Origin of the sequence: Microbacterium oleivorans (assembly GCF_013389665.1) — a bacterium.
In the GTDB taxonomy this organism is placed as follows: Bacteria; Actinomycetota; Actinomycetes; order Actinomycetales; family Microbacteriaceae; genus Microbacterium; species Microbacterium oleivorans_C.
Window position 1 is genome coordinate 1,572,348 of the sequence record NZ_CP058316.1, and the last position, 18,816, is coordinate 1,591,163.

Annotated in this window: 19 protein-coding genes; 6 read left to right on the forward strand and 13 right to left on the reverse strand. The window is 72.4% G+C overall.

Annotation, left to right across the window (positions count from 1 at the left end):
* The first annotated feature begins 82 nt into the window (after positions 1 to 82).
* Genes gabT through HW566_RS07525 form a run of 3 tightly spaced genes read left to right on the forward strand, consistent with a single transcriptional unit; the run spans position 83 to position 4,046 of the window.
* Entirely contained in the window at positions 83 to 1,417 is a 1,335-nt protein-coding gene (gabT, locus tag HW566_RS07515) for a 4-aminobutyrate--2-oxoglutarate transaminase (RefSeq protein ID WP_178011714.1), read from the forward strand.
* Positions 1,414 to 2,598, forward strand: a complete 1,185-nt coding sequence (locus tag HW566_RS07520) for an acyl-CoA dehydrogenase family protein (RefSeq protein ID WP_178011716.1) — start codon at positions 1,414 to 1,416, stop codon at positions 2,596 to 2,598. The genes gabT and HW566_RS07520 overlap by 4 nt, the downstream gene beginning before the upstream one ends.
* Complete coding sequence (locus HW566_RS07525) at positions 2,595 to 4,046, forward strand: aldehyde dehydrogenase family protein (protein ID WP_178011718.1); 1,452 nt, start codon at positions 2,595 to 2,597, stop codon at positions 4,044 to 4,046. Before HW566_RS07520 ends, HW566_RS07525 begins: the two co-directional genes overlap by 4 nt.
* 24 nt (positions 4,047 to 4,070) lie before the next feature.
* On the opposite strand, the gene HW566_RS07530 is transcribed toward HW566_RS07525, so the two are convergent.
* From HW566_RS07530 to HW566_RS07540, 3 genes are all read right to left on the reverse strand, one after another.
* Positions 4,071 to 4,871, reverse strand: a complete 801-nt coding sequence (locus tag HW566_RS07530) for an MOSC domain-containing protein (protein WP_178011720.1) — start codon at positions 4,869 to 4,871, stop codon at positions 4,071 to 4,073.
* Positions 4,872 to 4,919: 48 nt separating this feature from the next.
* Entirely contained in the window at positions 4,920 to 5,579 is a 660-nt protein-coding gene (locus tag HW566_RS07535) for a ThuA domain-containing protein (RefSeq protein ID WP_178011722.1), read from the reverse strand.
* A gap of 112 nt (positions 5,580 to 5,691) precedes the next feature.
* Positions 5,692 to 6,321, reverse strand: coding sequence for a TetR/AcrR family transcriptional regulator (locus HW566_RS07540; protein WP_178011723.1), 630 nt, complete (start codon positions 6,319 to 6,321; stop codon positions 5,692 to 5,694).
* Positions 6,322 to 6,382: 61 nt separating this feature from the next.
* Between HW566_RS07540 and HW566_RS07545 the strand changes: the two genes are divergently transcribed.
* From HW566_RS07545 to HW566_RS07555, 3 genes are read left to right on the forward strand one after another with little or no spacing between them, the layout of a single operon-like run.
* A complete protein-coding gene (locus tag HW566_RS07545) occupies positions 6,383 to 7,495 on the forward strand; it encodes an agmatine deiminase family protein (RefSeq protein WP_178011725.1) in 1,113 nt (370 codons plus the stop codon).
* Positions 7,492 to 9,213: an amidase gene (locus HW566_RS07550; protein WP_178011727.1), complete on the forward strand. Its 1,722-nt coding sequence runs from the start codon at positions 7,492 to 7,494 to the stop codon at positions 9,211 to 9,213. The genes HW566_RS07545 and HW566_RS07550 overlap by 4 nt, the downstream gene beginning before the upstream one ends.
* Positions 9,214 to 9,262: 49 nt before the next feature.
* Entirely contained in the window at positions 9,263 to 10,630 is a 1,368-nt protein-coding gene (locus HW566_RS07555; protein WP_178011729.1) for a pyridoxal phosphate-dependent decarboxylase family protein, read from the forward strand.
* A 36-nt stretch (positions 10,631 to 10,666) separates the two neighbouring features.
* On the opposite strand, the gene HW566_RS07560 is transcribed toward HW566_RS07555, so the two are convergent.
* The 10 genes from HW566_RS07560 to lysS form a co-directional block, all read right to left on the reverse strand.
* Positions 10,667 to 11,140 (reverse strand): hypothetical protein, encoded by a 474-nt coding sequence (locus HW566_RS07560; RefSeq protein WP_218621659.1) that lies wholly within the window; start codon positions 11,138 to 11,140, stop codon positions 10,667 to 10,669.
* Positions 11,137 to 11,760 carry a S26 family signal peptidase gene (locus HW566_RS07565; protein ID WP_178011733.1) on the reverse strand — a complete coding sequence of 208 codons (624 nt, stop codon included), beginning with the start codon at positions 11,758 to 11,760 and terminating at the stop codon, positions 11,137 to 11,139. Before HW566_RS07565 ends, HW566_RS07560 begins: the two co-directional genes overlap by 4 nt.
* A gap of 7 nt (positions 11,761 to 11,767) precedes the next feature.
* Entirely contained in the window at positions 11,768 to 12,409 is a 642-nt protein-coding gene (locus HW566_RS07570) for a SipW-dependent-type signal peptide-containing protein (protein WP_178011735.1), read from the reverse strand.
* A gap of 6 nt (positions 12,410 to 12,415) precedes the next feature.
* The gene (locus HW566_RS07575) at positions 12,416 to 13,042 is read right to left on the reverse strand and encodes a SipW-dependent-type signal peptide-containing protein (RefSeq protein ID WP_178011737.1); all 627 of its coding nucleotides are present in this window, start codon (positions 13,040 to 13,042) and stop codon (positions 12,416 to 12,418) included.
* 174 nt (positions 13,043 to 13,216) lie between these two features.
* Positions 13,217 to 13,954 (reverse strand): hypothetical protein, encoded by a 738-nt coding sequence (locus HW566_RS07580; RefSeq protein ID WP_178011739.1) that lies wholly within the window; start codon positions 13,952 to 13,954, stop codon positions 13,217 to 13,219.
* Between the two features lie 22 nt (positions 13,955 to 13,976).
* Complete coding sequence (locus HW566_RS07585; protein ID WP_178011741.1) at positions 13,977 to 14,123, reverse strand: hypothetical protein; 147 nt, start codon at positions 14,121 to 14,123, stop codon at positions 13,977 to 13,979.
* Between the two features lie 15 nt (positions 14,124 to 14,138).
* Positions 14,139 to 15,614 carry a cardiolipin synthase gene (cls, locus tag HW566_RS07590; RefSeq protein ID WP_372955792.1) on the reverse strand — a complete coding sequence of 492 codons (1,476 nt, stop codon included), beginning with the start codon at positions 15,612 to 15,614 and terminating at the stop codon, positions 14,139 to 14,141.
* A 58-nt stretch (positions 15,615 to 15,672) separates the two neighbouring features.
* Positions 15,673 to 15,864: a hypothetical protein gene (locus HW566_RS07595; protein WP_178011742.1), complete on the reverse strand. Its 192-nt coding sequence runs from the start codon at positions 15,862 to 15,864 to the stop codon at positions 15,673 to 15,675.
* Between the two features lie 5 nt (positions 15,865 to 15,869).
* The gene (locus HW566_RS07600) at positions 15,870 to 17,030 is read right to left on the reverse strand and encodes a DUF4192 family protein (protein WP_178011744.1); all 1,161 of its coding nucleotides are present in this window, start codon (positions 17,028 to 17,030) and stop codon (positions 15,870 to 15,872) included.
* A 132-nt stretch (positions 17,031 to 17,162) separates the two neighbouring features.
* On the reverse strand, positions 17,163 to 18,680 hold the full coding sequence (lysS, locus tag HW566_RS07605; protein WP_178011746.1) for a lysine--tRNA ligase: 1,518 nt from the start codon (positions 18,678 to 18,680) through the stop codon (positions 17,163 to 17,165).
* Positions 18,681 to 18,816 lie beyond the last annotated feature (136 nt).

Below are 18,816 nucleotides of genomic sequence, written 5' to 3' on the forward strand. Positions count from 1 at the left end.
ATTGTGCAATCCGCACAGGTTATCTGCCAGTCCGGTGCGAACCGCCCTGCCGACGGCGTCGAGCGCGTCCTACAGTCGGCTCATGACCCTCCCCCGCCTCGTCACCGAGATCCCCGGACCCGTGTCTCGCCGCCTCCAGGCCGAGCGCGCCCAGGCCGTGCCGCCGGGATTCGGCGTCACGCTGCCCGTGTTCGTCGCCCGCGCCACCGACTCGACCCTCGAGGACGTCGACGGGAACGAGTTCATCGACTTCGCATCGGGCATCGCCGTCACGAGCGTCGGGGCGGCGAATCCGCGGGTGCGCGAGCGCATCGCCGCCCAGGCGGAACGATTCACCCACACGTGCTTCATGGTCACCGAGTACGAGGGTTACGTGCGCGTGGCGCAGTGGCTCAACGACCGTGTGCCCGGCGACCACGAGAAGCGTACGGGGCTGTTCACCACCGGCGCGGAGGCCGTCGAGAACGCCGTCAAGATCGCACGGTCCTACACCGGCCGTCCCGGCGTCCTCGTCGTCGACGAGGCCTATCACGGTCGCTCGCTGCTGACTCTCGGCATGACGGCGAAGGAGCATCCCTACAAGACGTCGTTCGGGCCGTTCCCCGCCGACATCGTGCGGGTTCCCAATGCGAATCCGCTGCGCGGCCGGCCCGTCGCCGAGGTCCTCGCCGAGATCGAGCGGATCGTCGACGAGCACGGCGGAGAGGCGTTCGCCGCGCTCGTCGTCGAGCCGATCCAGGGCGAGGGCGGCTTCGTCGTCCCCGCACCCGGGTTCCTCGCCGGTCTCCGCACGATCGCGGACCGACATGGCATCGTGCTGGTCATCGACGAGATCCAGAGTGGGCTCGGGCGCACCGGCCGCCTCTTCGCGAGCGAGCACGAGGACGTGACGGCCGACCTGCTGCTGACCGCCAAGGCGCTCGGCGCGGGGCTGCCGCTGAGCGCCGTCACCGGGCGGGCCGACATCATGGACGCCGTCCACCCCGGCGGCCTCGGCGGCACCTACGCCGGCAACCCCCTCGCCTGCGAAGCGGCACTGGCGGTCTTCGAGATCCTCGAGGAGCCCGGTGTCCTCGAGGCCGTCGCCGACATCGAACGCACCGTGCGAGCAGCCCTCGAGCCGCTGCGGCACGAGATCGGTGTCGTGGCCGACGTGCGAGGACGCGGCGCCATGATGGCGGTCGAGTTCGCCGACCCCGACACGCTCGCCCCCCGTGCCGATCTCGCCCAGCGCATCTCCGCCGCTTGCCACGCCGCCGGCGTCCTCACCCTCACCTGCGGGACCCACGGCAACGTCATCCGGCTCCTGCCCCCGCTCGTGATCGACCCGCAGATCCTGCGGGCCGGTCTCGACATCCTGGTCGGCGCGATCCGCACGGCCACCGCCGACCCGACCGACCCCGAGGGGGAAGCATGAGCGCCACGCCCGACCTGCTCGATTTCGACGAGCTCCTCAGCGACGCCGAGCGCGATGTGCGCGACCGGGTCCGCGCCTTCGTCGACTCCCGGGTGAGACCCCGGATCGCCCACTGGTACGACACCGCCCACTTCCCGGCGGAGCTGATCCCCGAGCTCGCCGAGCTCGGGGTGCTCGGGATGCACCTGACGGGCTACGGATGCCCGGGCCGGAGCGCGGTCGAGTACGGTCTCGCCGCGCTCGAGCTCGAGGCGGGCGACTCGGGCCTGCGGACGTTCGTCTCTGTGCAGGGGTCGCTCGCCATGAGCGCGATCCACAAGCACGGCAGCGAGGAGCAGAAGCAGACGTGGCTCCCGCGCATGGCACGAGGCGAGGTGATCGGGTGCTTCGGCCTGACCGAGCCGAACTCGGGATCCGATCCCTCGAGCATGACGACCTTCGCCCGGCAGGAGGGCGACGAGTGGGTGATCAACGGGGCGAAGCGGTGGATCGGCCTCGCCTCCATCGCCGACATCGCGATCATCTGGGCGCAGACCGACGAGGGGGTGCGTGGGTTCGTCGTCCCCACCGACACCCCCGGCTTCACCGCCACCCCGATCGCCCCGAAGATGTCGATGCGGGCGTCGATCCAATGCGACATAGCACTGGCGGACGTACGCCTGCCCCTCGATGCGCGCCTTCCGGAGGCGCGCGGCCTGCGCGCTCCCTTCTCCTGCCTCAACGAGGCCCGCTACGGCATCGGCTGGGGTGTCATCGGCGCGGCGCGTGACAGCTACCAGACGGCCCTCGCATACGCCGGCGAGCGGATGCAGTTCAACCAGCCCATCGCCTCGTTCCAGCTGACGCAGAGCAAGCTCGTCGACATGGCGATCGAAATCGAGAAGGCTCAGCTCGTCGCGCTTCGCCTCGGCCGCCTCAAGGATGCGGGACGCTTGCAGCCGCACCAGATCTCGGTGGCCAAGCTCGCGAACACACGGGCCGCCATCGCCGTCGCCCGCGAGGCCCGCACCGTTCTCGGCGGCAACGGGGTGACGTCGGACTACTCGCCCATGCGGCATGCGGCCAACCTCGAGTCCGTCCGCACCTACGAGGGCACCGACGAGATCCACACCCTCGTGCTCGGCGCCCACATCACCGGCATCCCCGCCTTCCGCACCGCGTCCCCCGAGGAGAAGCGATGAGCACGACGACCGAGATCCGGCACCTCATCGACGGCCGCTGGCAGAGCGGCGGAGGCGACGAGCTCGTCGACGTCAATCCGAGCCGCCCCTCCGACGTCGTCGCGCGGGGCCCGGGCGCCTCGGCGGCCGATGTCGATCGCGCGTTCGCGGCCGCGCGGGCCGCGGCCGACGGCTGGCGTCGCACTCCGGCACGCGCTCGCGCAGCCATCCTGCTGCGGGCGGCCGACATCGTCGCGGCGCACCGCGACGAGTGGGGACGCGAGCTCGCCCGCGAAGAGGGGAAGACCCTCGTCGAGGCGGTCGCCGAAGTCGGACACGGAGCGAACATCCTCCGCTACCACGCGCAGGAGATCGAACGCGCCTCGGGCGAGGTCTACGAGTCCCCCACCCCCGGTGAGCGCATCCTCGTCGTCCGCAGACCGGTGGGCGTCATCGGCGCGATCACCCCCTTCAACTTCCCGTTCTCGATCCCCGCGTGGAAGCTCGCCCCCGCCCTGGTCTGGGGCAACACCCTGGTCTGGAAGCCGGCGGAGGCCGTGCCGGTTCTGGCGATGCGTCTGGCCGAGGCGCTCGTCGAGGCGGGGCTCCCCGACGGCGTGCTGAACCTGGTCAGCGGCTCCGCGGCGGTCGGCGAGGCCATCGTCGGTCATCCCGACGTCGACGCGGTGACCTTCACCGGCTCCACCCGCGTGGGCCGGCACGTCGCTGCCCGGCTCGCTGCGCGCGGCATCCCGTTCCAGGGCGAGCTCGGCGGCAAGAACGCCTCACTCGTGCTCGACGACGCAGACCTCGATCTCGCCGTGGAACAGGTCGCGATCGGGGCGTTCCGGGCCGCCGGGCAGAAGTGCACGGCGACCTCCCGGGTGGTCGTTCACGACGCCGTCGCCGATGCCTTCCTCGATCGCCTCGCCGAACGCACCCGCGCGGCCGTCGTCGGAGACGCTCTCGCCGCGGGGGTCGAGGTCGGGCCGGTCGTCGATGCCCGCGCGCGCGACCGCGTGGTGGGCGCGCTCGGCCGGGCCGCGGCGTACGCCACGCCGATCGTCGCGCCGGATCCCTACCGTGACGGGCCGCTCGCCGAGGGCTTCTTCGTCCCGCCCTCCGTGTTCGCGCTGCCCGACGACGATCCCGGCGAGCTCTGGCGCGACGAGCTCTTCGGCCCGGTGGTCGGCGTACGGCGGGTGGACTCCGCCGCGGCAGGGTTCGCTCTCGTCAACGACAGCGAGTACGGGCTGTCGACGGCGGTCTTCACCACCGACCTCGGCCGGGCCCTCGCCGCGATCGACGACATCCGGGTCGGGGTCGTGCACATCAACTCCGCCTCCGCCGGCGCCGACCTGCACGTGCCGTTCGGCGGGTCGCGCGGAAGCGCCCTCGGCCCCAAGGAGCAGGGAGCGGTGGCGCGCGACTTCTTCACCGAGACGGCGACGGTCTACCTGCGCGGATAGCGGGCCGGCGCGAGCCGCGCAGCCTCAGCCGGCCTCGACCGTCACCTCGTCGCCCACCCGGACCGCGCCGCCGCCCTCGGAGGGAAGCAGCAGGATGCCGAGGGTCGGCTCGGCCTGGTCGAACTCGGAGGTGAGCACCCGCAGCAGTCGTGCGTCGCGCTCGCCCGTGTCGGGGTTGGCCATGATCGCGGCGCACCGGCCGATCGGGCGCTGCACATCGAACAGCACCGAACCCACACGCACCCGGCCGGTCCAGCCGAGCTCGTCCCAGGCTGGGACACCCTCGAGGACGATGTTCGAGCGGAACCGGCGACTGTCGATAAGCGCGGACACCGCGGCATCCACCTCCTCGACCGATGCAGCGCCGTGGAGCGAGACGTAGCCGCGGGCGCGGTCCTGGAAGCGGGAGGTCACGCCGTCGCCGACCAGCCGGAGCGGCAGCACGCCGCCCCGCTCGAGCCGCCGGACGTCGGGCGATCGCTGGACGTACGCGGTCACCGCCTCTTCGAGCTCGCGGCGCCCGGCCTCGTCCAACCCCGCCTCCGCGAGCACGCGTCCGTCGACGCTCACCCTCACCGTGCGGGCATCTTCGTCGTAGCCCAGCTGCACCCGGGCGAGCGCGGGGAAGTCCATGAGCGCGAGGCCGCGGCTCTTCGGCCACGACTCCAGCCCGTCGGCGTCCTCGGGCGAAGTGGCGTCGGCGAAGCGGAACGCGAGCACGCGATCGCCCGCGATCCGGCCGTCGGGCTGGACGACGAGCTCGTCGCGGTGTTCGGGCGTGAAGCCTTTGACGGGGTAGCGGTACAGCGCGGAGACGACGGGCACACCGCTACTCTGCACCACCGCCGGCATCACGGCGATGGTCGTGGAGCGCTACCTCGCCGCGACCGCCCATCCTGCGAGGGCCGCGACCAGCGTCCGGTGACCAGAGGACTCGAACGCGCGGGCGTCGTGGCCGAGAACGTCGACGGCGATGCGACCCCCCTCGTGCTCGCGCACCCAGGCCGCGGCTTCCTTCGCTCCGTCGCCCTCGTGCCAGGCGACGACGGTGCGGTGCCCCAGTCGCTGCAGCGCGCAGTACCGCTCATCGTGCGTGTGGAACGTCGTCGGCACCTCGGCCGGCACCGTGTCGGGCTCGACCTGCACCGTCATCTCTCCCGCCTCGGGGTGGTACGACAGGCCCGGCACCCACATCGCGCCGAGCGCCGGCGCCCATTCCGGATAGTCCCGCAGTGACGACACCGCCGCGTGCACCGCCAGCACGCCGATGCCGCGATCCAGAGCCGCGGCGAAGCCGGCGACCGACGCCGGCGGTGCACCGCGGGATCCACCGCGCCACGGGTCGCCCGCGCACACCGCGACCAGGTCGTACCCGTCGAGATGGGCCATCCCGTCGTCGACCTCGTCCGAGACGGCGACCTCCCAGTCCCGTTCGCGCAGGATGTCGGCGACCTGCGCTCCGACCTCGGCGAATGGATGCCAGGGGTCGGCGTATCGGCCCGATCCGGTGAGAACGAGTGCTCGGTGTGCCATGGACGGTCCCTTCCCGCGCGTGCTCCTACGCTACGGGGCCGCGGCGCCGAGCGCGCAGCCGCTTGAACAAACCGCGTCGGGTGTGCGAGGGAGTTGCCCGGTGCGGATGCGGCTATCGGCGCGCGGCCAGCACCCCCGGCGTGAGCCCGAGCATCGCCTCCACGGCGGTCGACATCAGCGCGATCCGGGCGTCGGCGTCGCGCCACGAGACGAGCGCATGAGCGTTGAGCCCGTCGATCATGCCCAGCAGCTGAGCGGCGACCGCCGCAGGATCCTCGACGCGGAAGCCGCCGCGCGCCACGCCGTCGCGCACGATGCGCTCGAGGAACTCGACCCAGGCGTCCGTCTGAGCGCGCACGCGCTCGGCGAGCGCGTCGTTGCGCCCGCCGAGCGCCCACGCCTGCACCCAGATGAGCGTGACGTCCGAGCGAGTGCCGTCGAGCAGTGTCGCCAGCAGCGCTCCGATGGCTGCGACGGGGTCGCCGGCCGCGGCTCGCAGCAGCTCGAGGTCGGCGAGCTCGGCGGCGACGATCGCCTCGAAGGCCCCCGCGACCACGGCGTCCATACTCGGGGCGTGGTGTGCCACCAGTGCCGACCCGACGCCGATCTCGGCCGCGACGGCGCGCAGGGTGACGGCGCCGAGCCCGTGCTCGCGAGCGATGCGTTCGGCGGCATCCGCGATCTGCGCGCGCCGCTCGGTGCCGCTGCGACGCGAGCGCACCGCGGGATCCTTTGACGCCATGCCCGCCAGTCTGTACGCTTCCGAGAAATTGATCAAGTGATCAACTAACGGGAGGACCGCTATGTCGTGGAGGATGCCGGCCGAGACCGCCCCGCACGAACGCACCTGGATGGCGTTCCCCCGCGAAGGCATGACCCTGGGCGGCACCGATGCCGAGCGCGACGAGGGCTACGCCGCGTGGAGCGCCGTCGCCCGAGCCGTCGCGGAGTTCGAGCCCGTCGCGATGCTCGTCGACCCGAGCGAGACCGTGCGCGCCCGGAGCCTCCTCGGCGACACGGTGGAGCAGATCGCGGCCCCGGTCGACGAGTTCTGGATGCGCGACCACGGCCCGACCTTCGTCGTCGACGACGAGCGGCCCGGGGTCCTCGGCGCCGTGGACTGGATCTTCAACGGCTGGGGCGCGCCCGGCTGGGCCGACTGGCGGCTCTCGGCCGAGCACGCCCGCGCGGTCGCCGCCCACGTCGACGCCGAGCTCGTCAGCTCGGTGCTCGTCAACGAGGGCGGCGGCATCCACGTCGACGGCACGGGAACCGTGCTGCTGACCGAGACCGTGCAACTCGACCCGCGCCGCAACCCGTTCGCCGACCGCGCGCGCGTCGATGCCGAGATGCTCCGGACGATCGGCGCGACGACGGCGATCTGGCTGCCGCGCGGCCTCACGCGCGACTACGACGAGTTCGGCACGAACGGCCACGTCGACATCGTCGCGACCTTCGCCGCCCCCGGGCTGGTGCTCCTGCACGCGCAGCCCGACGCCGCCCACCCCGACCACGCCGTGATGCCCGAGATCCGCGCCGCGCTCGACGGGGCGACGGATGCCGCCGGCCGCGGCCTCGAGATCATCGAGCTCCCCGCCCCCGCACAGCTGCGCGACGCCGAGGGGTTCGTCGACTACAGCTACGTCAACCACCTCGTCGTCAACGGCGGCGTCATCGCCTGCGGTTTCGGCGACGCCACCGCGGACGACCGCGCGCGCGGCATCCTCCGCGACGCCTATCCCGGACGCCGCGTGGTCACCGTCGACGCGCGTCCGCTGTTCGCCCGAGGCGGCGGCATCCACTGCATCACCCAGCAGCAGCCGGCCCTCCCCCGCGTCGACCCGCCGCGTTCGGCGGATGACGCTCCGGGAGCACCGGCGATTGCCGGGGAGTCGACCGAACAGGTGCAGCGGTGATCGACGTCACGGAGGCCGGGATCGCGCAGCTCGCGGCCGCGCTCGCGAGCGGCGAGACCACCGCGGCCGACCTCGTCCGGGCCTACCTCGTGCGCGTCGACGCCTACGACGGCCCCGACACCCCCACGGCCCTGAACGCCGTGGTCGTGCGCAATCCGGACGCTCGTGCCGAGGCCGCCGAATCGGACGCGCGGCGGGCGCGGGGCGCGTCCCGCGGCCCGCTCGACGGCATCCCCTACACCGCGAAGGACAGCTACCTGGTGCGCGGTCTCACCGCCGCGGCGGGAAGCCCCGCCTTCGCCGACCTGGTCGCCCGGCGCGACGCGTTCACCATCGAGCGGCTGCGGGATGCCGGGGCGATCTGCCTCGGCCTCACCAACATGCCCCCGATGGCCAACGGCGGCATGCAACGCGGCCTGTACGGGCGCGCGGAGAGCCCGTACAACGCGGACTACCTCACGGCTCCGTTCGCGTCGGGCTCCTCGAACGGGTCGGGCACCGCGACGGCCGCGAGCTTCGCGGCGTTCGGACTGGGCGAGGAGACCTGGTCGAGCGGCCGCGGACCCGCCTCGCACAACGCACTGTGCGCCTACACGCCCTCACGCGGGGTCATCTCCGTGCGCGGCAACTGGCCCCTCGTGCCGACGATGGACGTCGTGGTGCCCCACACCCGCACCATGGACGACCTGCTGGCCGTCCTCGACGTCATCGTCGCCGACGACACCGACACGCGCGGCGACTTCTGGCGCGCACAGCCGTGGGTCACCCTCCCGGCCGCGTCGACCGTGCGCCCGGAGAGCTACGCCGAGCTGCGCGTGCCGAGCCGGGACGCCGCCCGGCGCACCCTGTCCGGCCGGCGCCTGGGCGTCCCGCGCATGTACATCGGCGCCGACCTCGACGCGGGCACCGCCGCCGAACCCGGCATCGGCGGCCCCACGGGTCGGCGCATCGAGACCCGCCCGAGCGTGGTCGCGCTGTGGCGTACCCTGCGCGCCGAGCTGGAGGCCGCCGGGGCCGAGGTCGTCGAGACCGACTTCCCCGTCGTGTCGAGGTACGAGAACGACCGACCCGGCGCCGGGTCCATCGCCACCGCCGGACGGGTGAGCCCCGACTACCTGCGGCGCGAGATCGTCGACCTCTCGGCCTGGGCGTGGGACGACTTCCTCCGGGCGAACGGCGACCCCGCCTTCCCGGGGCTCGCGGGGATCGACGGGGCGCGCATCTTCCCGCACCCGGCCCGAGCCCTGCCCGACCGCTACACCGGCTTCGACGACGACATCGCGGAGTACCCCGCGTGGGTCGCCGCGCACCCCGACATCACGCTCGAGGGCATCCCCGGGCTCGAGGCGGGGCTGCGCGGGCTGGAAGAGACCCGCCGCGTCGATCTGGAGGACTGGATGGATGCCGCCGGCCTCGACGCCGTCGTCTTCCCCGCCGTCGCCGACATCGCCCCGGCCGACGCCGACACGAACCCCGAGTCGGCCGACCTCGCCTGGCGCAACGGCACCTGGATCGCCAACGGCAACCTCGCCGTCCGCCACCTCGGCATCCCCACGGTGACCGTTCCGATGGGCATGCTCGCCGACATCGGGATGCCGGTGGGCCTGACCATCGCCGGTCGCGCCTACGACGACAGCGCGCTGCTCCAGCTCGGCGCGGCCATCGAGACGCTCACCCCGAGGCGGACCGCGCCGCCGCGCACGCCGCCCCTCGCCTGACCTGACCCGACCCGCACCCACGAACTACCCTCGGACCCAGGAGGTCCCCATGACCGAGCACTTCCCGGCCCGCATGCACGACATCACCGACGAGACCCGCGGCATCGTCGACCTCGTGCTGGAGTACTCCCGCGGGCGCCTGCTCGCCGAGGACACCCCGCTCGACAAGCCTTTGCCGCCGGCGGAGCTGCGACGCCTGACGGGGCGGACGATCGTCGAGGAGGGCATCGGCGCGCGCAAGGCGATCGGGGTGTTCGAGCACATCCTCGCCCCCTCGTGCATCTCGACCGACGACCCGCGCTATCTGTCGTTCATCCCGAGCGCCCCGTCGAAGGCGGCCGCCGCGTTCGACGTCGTCGTCTCGGCGAGCGCGCTCTACGGAGGGTCGTGGCTCGAGGGCGCCGGCGCGGTGCACGCCGAGAACGAGGTGCTGCGGTGGCTCGCCGACGAGTTCGGCCTGCCGGCCGGTGCGGGCGGGGCGTTCGTGCAGGGAGGCACGCTCGGCAACCTCTCGGCGCTCGTCGCCGCGCGCGAGACCGCGCGCTCGCGCGGCATCCGTCCCGACCGCTGGCGGGTCGTCTGCAGCGCTGAGGCGCACTCGTCGATCGCGTCGGCGGCGCGGGTGATGGACGTCGAGGTGGTGGCCGTCCCCGTCGCCGACGACGGCGTGCTGCGGGGCGAGGCCGTGCGGGCCGCGCTCGACGAGCACGGCGACAGCGTGTTCGCCGTCGTCGCGACCGCGGGATCGACCAATTTCGGCATCGTCGACGACATCGCCTCGGTGGCCGCGGTCACCCGCGAGCGGGATGTCTGGCTGCACGTCGACGGCGCGTACGGGCTCGCGGCGATGCTCTCGCCCGTCGCCCGCCACCGCTTCGCCGGCGTCGAGCACGCCGACTCGGTCATCGTCGACCCGCACAAGTGGCTCTTCGCGCCGTTCGATGCCTGCGCGCTCATCTACCGCGACCCGGAGCTCGGCCGGCGCGCGCACACCCAGCACGCGGAGTACCTCGACACCCTCACCGAGACGGGCGACTGGAGCCCGTCGGACTACGCGGTGCACCTCACCCGCCGCCCGCGCGGACTGCCGCTGTGGTTCTCGCTCGCGACCTACGGCACCGACGTGTACCGCGCCGCCATCACCCGCTCGATCGAGCTCGCCGAACGCATCGCCGACGAGATCGATCGGCGACCCGAGCTGACGCTGGTGCGACGCCCGCAGCTGGGGGTCGTGGTGTTCGAGCGGGACGGTTGGGAGCGCGCCGACTACAGCCGCTGGTCATCCGATCTGCTCGAGCGGCAGCACGCCTTCGTCACGCCCAGCAGCCACGCCGGCAGGACGAACGCCCGCTTCGCCATCCTGAACCCTCGGACCACGTTCGACGATCTCACCGGCATCCTCGACACGATGTCGTGAGAGCGGGCGAGCGGTCGGGAGCGGTGCCGGGAGCGGTCAGGCCGCCGGCGTCGAGCACGACGAAGTGACCCCCAGCGCGATGGAGATGAACCCGACCGCGGCGGTGTTCGTCGCGGCGCGCTCCCATCCGCCGGGACCCACCGCATAGAGAGTGAAGGTCGACGTGCCGAGCTCCACCGCGTTGGCGTTGAGGGTGACCGAGGTCGCCGTCGCGGCGAGCGTGCCCGACCGGTTGGACGCGCCGACGAGGGTCCAGCGGTAGCCCGTCACGTTGCCGCCCGCCGGGGCGGCGTTCCATCCCAGTACGGCCGGCACCAGCAGGCCCGACTGCACGCAGCGCACCGCCCCGGGCGAGGCGACCGTGAGCGCCGACACGGACGAGGAGCCGAACTCGCTGTCCGACCAGGCGGCGTCCGTCACGACGGGCGGTGCCGTCAGGGCGAGCGCGATCGCACCGGCGGCGGCCAGCGTGGCTGCGGCGCCCGTGATGCGACGGCGACGACGCATCACGGAGACCCCTCGTCGTCCCCGCCGGTCGGCGCCGGGCTCGACGCTCCCGGCCTCGGTGCATCACGGCGCCGCGACCGGGGCCAGAACACCCCCACCACGAGTGCCGTCGCGGCGATCGTGACCGCCGCAAGCACGGGCGGCGTCCCCGCGGCCGACAGCAGCGGAGCGACGCCGGGCACCGAGAACACCACGACCCGCACGCGTTCGACGTCGTACGGGAACGGGTCCTCGACGGCGTTGGCGTCACCGCGCATCGTGATCCTGCGCGCCTGGGGCGCTCCGTCCGGCACGGCGGCGACCTCGGTCACGCGGTGGGTGATGGGCAGCTTCCCCGGTCGTTCGACGGTGACGACATCGCCCACCTGGATCTCCGCCGCCGGGATGCCGCGGGCGATCGCCGCTGCACCGGCCGGAATGGTCGGCGACATCGATCCGGTGCTGAAGAGGGTGACCCGCACGTCGAGCAGCACCGTCGCGAGCGCCAGCACGACGCACAGCGCCCCCGCGACGCCCGCGACGGCGAGGGCGGTGTCGGCGACCAGGGCACCCCAGCGGCGGGGACGGGCAGGTGCGGGCTGCGGCTCACGGGCCTGCCTCCGGGTCAGCGGGGGTGCGCTCACGGCGGGCTCAGCTCGCCGAGGTTCCGGTGAAGGTCCAGGTGACCGTCGCGCCGGCGCCCTGGAAGGTGCTGGCCGCCGTCGGCGCGATGCGCACCTCGACGCAGAACCCGAGCTGCGCGCCGGCGGCGTCGATCGCGCTGGCGACGACCGGCGTGGGCGCTGTGGTCACCGGCAGCCAGGTCGAGCTCCCCCCGGCGATGAACGTCGGGGTCCCCGTCGTGAAGGCGGCGGCGTTGCAGGTCGAGGTCGGCACCGCAGCCGCGAGCCGCACCGCGCGGTACTCGAGCACCGTGGCCAGCGTCCCGGAGGCGGTCGCACCGGTGAGCGTGATCGAGCCCCCGACCGTCGAGGTGGGCGACGTACGGATGTTGAGCCACGCCTGGGTGGTCGCCCCGGGCGAGAGCCCCGCGCTGGTGAAGGTCAGCGCGGCGCTCGTCGCCGAGGTCGCGTGGCTCGCGTAGGTGGGCGACGCCGCGCTCTGCGACTGCGTGTCGAAGGTGCTCGCGTTGAACGCGCCGGTGACGACCTCGGTGTCGGTCCAGGCGGCGATGGTCGAGATCATCCCCACCCCGAGGACGCTGCCCGCTGCCAGCACCGCGAGGACGCGCCGACGCCGCAGGCGCCGCCGCGCGTCCCGTCTCGCGCCCATCAGCCGTTACAGCGTGTCGCCCGAGGTTCCCGCGAACTCCCAGGTGATGGTGCCGGTCTCGCCCTGGCCGATGTCGCCGGCGGTGACGACGAAGCAGAGGTTCACGGGGTCGGCGGCGGCGGTGAGGTCGAAGACGTCGACGAGCCCGGTCGCGTCGGCCGCACGGTCGGCGACGACCTCGGGGCCCGTCGGGGGCGCGGCGTCCGAGCACGTGGTGCCGAAAGCGTCCTCGACGAAGACCGAGTACGTGAGGTCGTCGCCGATGGCTCCGCCGATGACGTTCTCGATCGTCACGGCCGCCTCGTTGGTCGACGCCGCCGACAGCTGCACGGCGAAGGGCGCGTAGACGACGTCGTCGGGAGCCAACGTGTCGGCATCGACGGTGAACGTCAGGGTCTTGCCCGGCGCGGTCGGGTCGCTCGTGAAGGCGGTGCCGTCCGTGCTGCCCTGAAGATCGAACTGCCCGGAGCCGAAGGTACCGGTGACGAACTCCGAGTCGTTCCACACCGCCAGCGTGACGATGCCGCCGACGCCGAGCACGAGGCCGCCGGCGGCCAGCGCGAGCGCCATCCGGCGGCGGCGCGACGGGCGTTCGCGATCGGTGTCGGAGGCGGGGGCGTGGCTGATCGTCATGGCGGGTTCTCCTTCTCGGCGCGGTGCAGGGCGACCGGGGTCCTGTGGACTGTAGCCCCGCCGTTCCGCGCGCCGAGAGGGGTGCGGGCACAACCCGGTAGCCTGGCTTCCCCGCCTCAGCACTGCCTAGGCATATTGAGCGACTACTGAGGTGATCGTCCCCGCACCCCGACCTCAGCCGAGGATGCCGACCCGCTGCTCGTCGCCGGTCGCCGAGACGAGCACGATCTCGCCCGGGCGCGCGTCGCCCGAGACCCCGGGGATCTGCAGCACGCTCAACTGGGGCGCGTAGTCCGCCGTGCAGACCTGGTCGGCCGGCGCTGCGGCCTCGACGGCTCGGATCTCTTCGGCCGAGACCGCGTCGACGCTCTCGAAGACCGGCGGACAGGTCGACGAGCCGTAGGTCAGCAGCACGATGCCGTCGTCGTCGAACCATCCGGCGCTCGGCGTCATCTCGGCCATCTCACCCTCGGTGTCCGGCGCTGTCAGGCCCGCCACGCCGTCGAGGTCGGTGTCGCCCGCATACGTGCCGGTGACGAAAACCTCGACGTCCTGAGCCGGATCCACGCCCGCGGGCAGCATGACGTACGAGGCGCGCGGCACGTAGTCGCGGGTGCAGGCGACCCCCTCGGGATCGGTGATCTCGACGGTGACGGTCTGACCCGCGGCCGTCGCCTCACCGACCACCGGTGCGCACGACGAGCTGCCGAAGGTGACGACGCCGATCGCACGACCCGCGTCGAGCCACGCGGCATACAGTTCGGCGTCACCGGCGGGGGCTGAGGCATCGCCGCCCGGGGCGGCGGTCTCGGGCACCCCCGCCCCCTGCCCGGGCGAGGTCGCGCAGCCCGCCAGTGCGAGTGTCGCGAGAAGCAGGAGAGCGGATGCGGTTCCGGTGCGAGTTGTCTTCATGAGAGTCATCCTTCCGTCTTCGTCACAGTGTCGCGACGGGGCCGATCGTCTCGGAATCGGCTGGATCAGATGACTCGGTCACCCGCGGACCGTGACCGGCGGCCACCGACTGCACCACGAACTCGTCCTCGTCGATCAGACCGAGGCCTGCGACGTCGTCGCCGCGCAAGCCCCTCGGCGCGGGCTACTGCAGCGCGGAGGTCAGCCGCGCGAGGTTGTCGAGCACGGTGGAGCGCAACGGCTGCTTCATCCACTCCTCGAGCGTCAGCTCGCGGGCGAGATCCCGGTACTGATCCTCGACCGCGCGCAGTTGCGAGACGAACTCCTCGCCTCGCACGAGCATCGAGATCTCGAGGTTCAGACCGAACGAGCGCATGTCCATGTTGCTCGAGCCGATGATGGCGACGTCGTCGTCGATCGTCAGGCTCTTGGTGTGCAGGATGTAGGGCTTGGGGTACATCCAGATCTTCACGCCCGCCCGCAGCAGCGCCTCGTAGTAGCTGCGCTGGGCGTGGTAGACCATCGCCTGATCGCCTTCCTCCGAGACGAACAGCTCGACCTGCAGCCCGCGCTGGCAGGCCGTCTGCACGGCCAGCAGCAGCCCTTCGTCGGGCACGAAGTACGGGCTGACGATGATGACGCGCTGCTGCGCGGCGAACAGGAGCGCGGTGAAGAGCTTGAGGTTGTTCTGGAACTCGAATCCGGGACCGGACGGCACGATCTGACAGTCCAGGTCGCCCGGTCCGCTCTCGAGCTCGAACAGCCCGACGTCCTCCGACGGGGCCGAGCCGGTCTCGCTGTACCAGTCCGAGAGGAACACGGCGTCGATGCTGGCGACGACAGGCCCCTGCACACGCACCATCAGGTCGACCCAGTGGAGGCCACGCTTGATGTTCTTCTTCAGGTTGTAGGTCGAGTCGGTCATGTTCTGCGAGCCCGTGAATGCCACCGTGCCGTCGACGACGATGAGCTTGCGGTGATTGCGCAGATCGGGACGCTGGTACTTGCCGCGCAGCGGCTGCACCGGGAGCATGTGGTGCCAGTCCGCCCCCATCGCGGTGAGCCGCTTCACGGTGGCGCGATAGCAGGGCTTGCCGCGGTTCGCCCAGTAGTCCAGCAGCACGCGGACCGTCACGCCCCGCGCAGCGACCTCCTCGAGCGCGGCGAAGAAGACGTCGGTCGTCTTGTCGGACTGCAGGATGTAGAACTCGACGTGCACGTACCGCTCCGCCCGACGCACCTCCTCGGCCATCCGGCGGATGCTCTCGTCGTACTCCGAGATGATCTCGGCACCGTTGTCGCCCGCCAGGGGCATCGCGCCGAGGTTGCGGTTGAGGGTGACGACGGAGGTGAACCACGCGGGCGCATCGGGGCGGAGCGTGCCGAAGTCGAGCCCCTCACTGGTCTCGCGGATGTACTGGTTGATCTCGCGCTGCATCCGTCGTCGCTTGCGCGGCAGCCGCGGGTTGCCGATGAGGAGGAACAGCAGCACGCCGACGAAGGGGATGAAGTAGATCGCGAGCAGCCAGGCCATCGCGGCCGTGGGGCGCCGGTTGCGCGGAACGACGACGATCGCGGTGATGCGCACGATCAGGTCGGCGACGAAGACCAGGAAGAGCCACCACCCGGGGAGCTCTAATGCCGTCACCTCGATCGTCACGTCACCCTCCGCTCTCGTCGGGATCAGCGTATCGGGCGCGACCGCTGCTCCCGCGGAGTCAGGTCGTCGGACGCTCGGCGGCAGCCGCCGGCAGACCGCGCGCAGCGCGCTCTTCGGCCTCGATCTTCGCGTACGCGCGCCGCTCCGTGCGATCCATGCGCAGGATGCCGCGGAGGACGAAGACGAACAGCACCGACACCACCAGGGTCGGCAGCAGCGACCAGATGACCGCGCCCACGTACTCGTCCATGCCTCCTATCGTACGTGCCCGCGCCTGCGAAAGGCCCAGTCGGGCAGGTGCCCGACCTGCACGAACGACGCCATGATCTCGGCCAGCCCGTGGTCGGGATCGATCTCGAGAGCTCGCTGGGCGTACGACGCCGCATGCGTCGAGCGCCCGAGCGCCCACGACAGCCACGCGCACAGCGCGAGCGGACCGGGGCGCAGCCGCCGGGGTGCCAGCGCCGCGACATGCCGGACGAGCGCGAGGGCGGCGCCCAGTCGTTCGGCATCGGGGCGGGCGCCGTCGCCCCACATGATCGCGCCCAGCCGCTCGGGATAGTCCTCGCCCTCCTCCCACCGCAGCTGGGCGTCGAGCGCGTCGTCCCCGCCGTCGCGGCTCGTGGCCCATTGCACGAGGGCGACGTCGCGCAGCCCGGGGCGCGAGAGACACCAGACCAGCAGCGCGACGCGCGCCGGATCGAGGGCCTCGGGGCCCAGCGCGAGGGCATCCTCGAACACCCGCGGCGGATCGTCGAGCTCGCACGCGATCGCCAGCGAGGCCGGGTCGACGCCGCGACCGCCGGCTCGGTCCCGCCTTCGACCGCCCCCGACCCGCGGCATCCCGCTGACCACGGCGAGCGCGTCCTCGAGCGACCGGAGGGCCCCGCCGATGACCCGCCGCTCCGAGGCGCTCCGGTGGGGCAGGTCGGCTCCAGCGGCCTGATGCTCCAGCACCGGCGGCGTCTCGAACGCGGTCGGGTGCTGGGCCGCGGCATCCGCGATCCGCGACAGAGGACGCCCGCCGGCGGGGTGCTCGACGTCGAGATGCGACCCCCAGCCGTCCGAGGCGACGGTGAGCAGATCGACGACGCGGATGCCGCACACGTCGGCCGCACGCCCCACCGCCGCGAGCACGCGTGCACCGGGCAGGCCGTCGGCGGCGGAGTCGGCGGTGTAGACGACGGCGGTGGCGGCATCGGCGTCGGGGATGCGGCAGACCATGCCGATGATGGTCGCCGCGGCGCTGTCGAGCTGGTCGAGGCCGCCCCCGGGGAGGTCGACGCGCATCGCGCCGAGGCTGCGCGACCCGGCGAACGGCACGACGACGAGGCTCTGCTCGGGGCGGAACCCGAGCAGGTGGGGAACGAGGGACAGGAAGTGCGCGGCATCCGCAGCGGCGACGGTGGTGGTCATGTCGACCAGAGTCGTCGGCGGCGCCCGGCGGCCGGCCGCGGATCAGCTCATCTGTGGACGGGCGCGGGGCCGCCCCCGGTCGGGGAGAGAGCGCGGCCCGGCCCGGAGCCGGCGGCCGCTCTCACCGCGGGGTCATTTGACGAGGGGGAAGAGGATCGTCTCGCGGATGCCCAGACCCGTGATCGCCATCAGCAGGCGGTCGATGCCCATGCCCATGCCGCCCGTCGGCGGCATGCCGTGCTCGAGCGCGCGCAGGAACTCCTCGTCCACCCGCATCGCCTCGTCGTCGCCGCGTGCGGCGAGCTTCGCCTGCTCGACGAAGCGTTCGCGCTGGATGACGGGGTCGACGAGCTCCGAGTAGCCGGTGGCGAGCTCGAAGCCGCGGACGTACAGATCCCACTTCTCGACCACACCGGCGATCGTGCGGTGCTCGCGCACGAGCGGGCTCGTGTCGACGGGGAAGTCCATGACGAACGTCGGCCGCTCGAGTCCGTCCTTGACGAAGTGCTCCCACAGCTCCTCGACGAGCTTGCCGTGCGTGGCGACCTTCTCGGGCACGACGACCCCCACCTCGGCGGCGAGCGCCTGCAGGTCGGCGAGCGAGGTCCCGGGCGTGATGACGCACCCGGCCGCGTCGGACAGCGAGTCGTACATCGAGATGCGGTCCCACTGGCCGCCGAGGTCGAACTCGGTGCCGTCGGCCCACGTGACGGTGGTCGATCCTGCGACGGCGATCGCGGCGTTCTGGATGAGCTCCTGCGTCAGGTCGGCGATGCCGTTGTAGTCGCTGTAGGCCTGGTAGGCCTCGAGCATCGCGAACTCCGGGCTGTGCGTGGAGTCGGCCCCCTCGTTGCGGAAGTTGCGATTGATCTCGAACACCCGGTCGATGCCGCCGACGACGGCACGCTTGAGGAAGAGCTCGGGCGCGATGCGCAGGAACAGCTCGGTGTCGAACGCGTTCGAGTGCGTGACGAACGGGCGCGCGGCCGCGCCGCCGTGCTGCACCTGCAGCATCGGCGTCTCGACCTCGAGGAAGTCGTGCTGGTCGAAGGTGCGGCGCAGCGACGCGTTGACCTTCGCGCGGGCCACGACGGTCTCGCGGGCGGTGTCGCGCACGATGAGGTCGAGGAACCGCGAGCGCACGCGACTCTCCTCGCTGAGCTCGGAGTGCAGGTTCGGCAGCGGCAGCAGGGCCTTGGCGGCGATCTGCCAGGCCGAGACCATGATCGACAGCTCGCCGCGACGACTCGAGATGACCTGTCCGGTGACCGAGACGTGGTCGCCGAGGTCGACGAGCTCCTTCCAGGCCTGCAGCGACTCCTCGCCGACCTCGGCGAGCGAGACCATGGCCTGGATGCGGCTGCCGTCGCCCGACTGCAGCGCGGCGAAGCAGAGCTTGCCGGTGTTGCGGCTGAAGACGACGCGTCCGGCGACGGAGGCGGTGATCCCGGTCTCGGCTCCGGCCTCGAGGTCGGCGTAGCGCCGGCGGAGCGCCGGGATGGTGTCGGTGACCGCGACGGCGACGGGGTAGGCGCCGCCGGCGGCATCCGTCCGTTCGTTCAGCAGACGCTCGCGCTTGGCGAGGCGGACGGCTTTCTGCTCGATGACATCGTCGACGTCGTCGGTGGTGGGCGCGGGCGCGTCGCTCATGGCAGAAGAACTCCTCGGGATTCGACGTGCCAGTCTACTGAGAGCGCCGGGGGCACTTCGCGTTACACCCGTCGGACCGGCGGTGCCGGTGCGGTCTCAGCGCCGCGCCGGGGCCGCACGCGCACCGCGCGTCCGC

What these genes read in the sequence shown, in the direction of transcription:
- gabT (WP_178011714.1), top strand. Translation starts at nt 83, where the DNA reads ATGACCCTCCCCCGCCTCGTCACCGAGATCCCCGGACCCGTGTCTCGC.
- HW566_RS07520 (WP_178011716.1), top strand. Translation starts at nt 1,414, where the DNA reads ATGAGCGCCACGCCCGACCTGCTCGATTTCGACGAGCTCCTCAGCGAC.
- HW566_RS07525 (WP_178011718.1), top strand. Translation starts at nt 2,595, where the DNA reads ATGAGCACGACGACCGAGATCCGGCACCTCATCGACGGCCGCTGGCAG.
- HW566_RS07535 (WP_178011722.1), bottom strand. Translation starts at nt 5,579, where the DNA reads ATGGCACACCGAGCACTCGTTCTCACCGGATCGGGCCGATACGCCGAC.
- HW566_RS07540 (WP_178011723.1), bottom strand. Translation starts at nt 6,321, where the DNA reads ATGGCGTCAAAGGATCCCGCGGTGCGCTCGCGTCGCAGCGGCACCGAG.
- HW566_RS07545 (WP_178011725.1), top strand. Translation starts at nt 6,383, where the DNA reads ATGTCGTGGAGGATGCCGGCCGAGACCGCCCCGCACGAACGCACCTGG.
- HW566_RS07555 (WP_178011729.1), top strand. Translation starts at nt 9,263, where the DNA reads ATGACCGAGCACTTCCCGGCCCGCATGCACGACATCACCGACGAGACC.
- HW566_RS07570 (WP_178011735.1), bottom strand. Translation starts at nt 12,409, where the DNA reads ATGGGCGCGAGACGGGACGCGCGGCGGCGCCTGCGGCGTCGGCGCGTC.
- HW566_RS07575 (WP_178011737.1), bottom strand. Translation starts at nt 13,042, where the DNA reads ATGACGATCAGCCACGCCCCCGCCTCCGACACCGATCGCGAACGCCCG.
- HW566_RS07580 (WP_178011739.1), bottom strand. Translation starts at nt 13,954, where the DNA reads ATGAAGACAACTCGCACCGGAACCGCATCCGCTCTCCTGCTTCTCGCG.
- HW566_RS07595 (WP_178011742.1), bottom strand. Translation starts at nt 15,864, where the DNA reads ATGGACGAGTACGTGGGCGCGGTCATCTGGTCGCTGCTGCCGACCCTG.
- HW566_RS07600 (WP_178011744.1), bottom strand. Translation starts at nt 17,030, where the DNA reads ATGACCACCACCGTCGCCGCTGCGGATGCCGCGCACTTCCTGTCCCTC.
- lysS (WP_178011746.1), bottom strand. Translation starts at nt 18,680, where the DNA reads ATGAGCGACGCGCCCGCGCCCACCACCGACGACGTCGACGATGTCATC.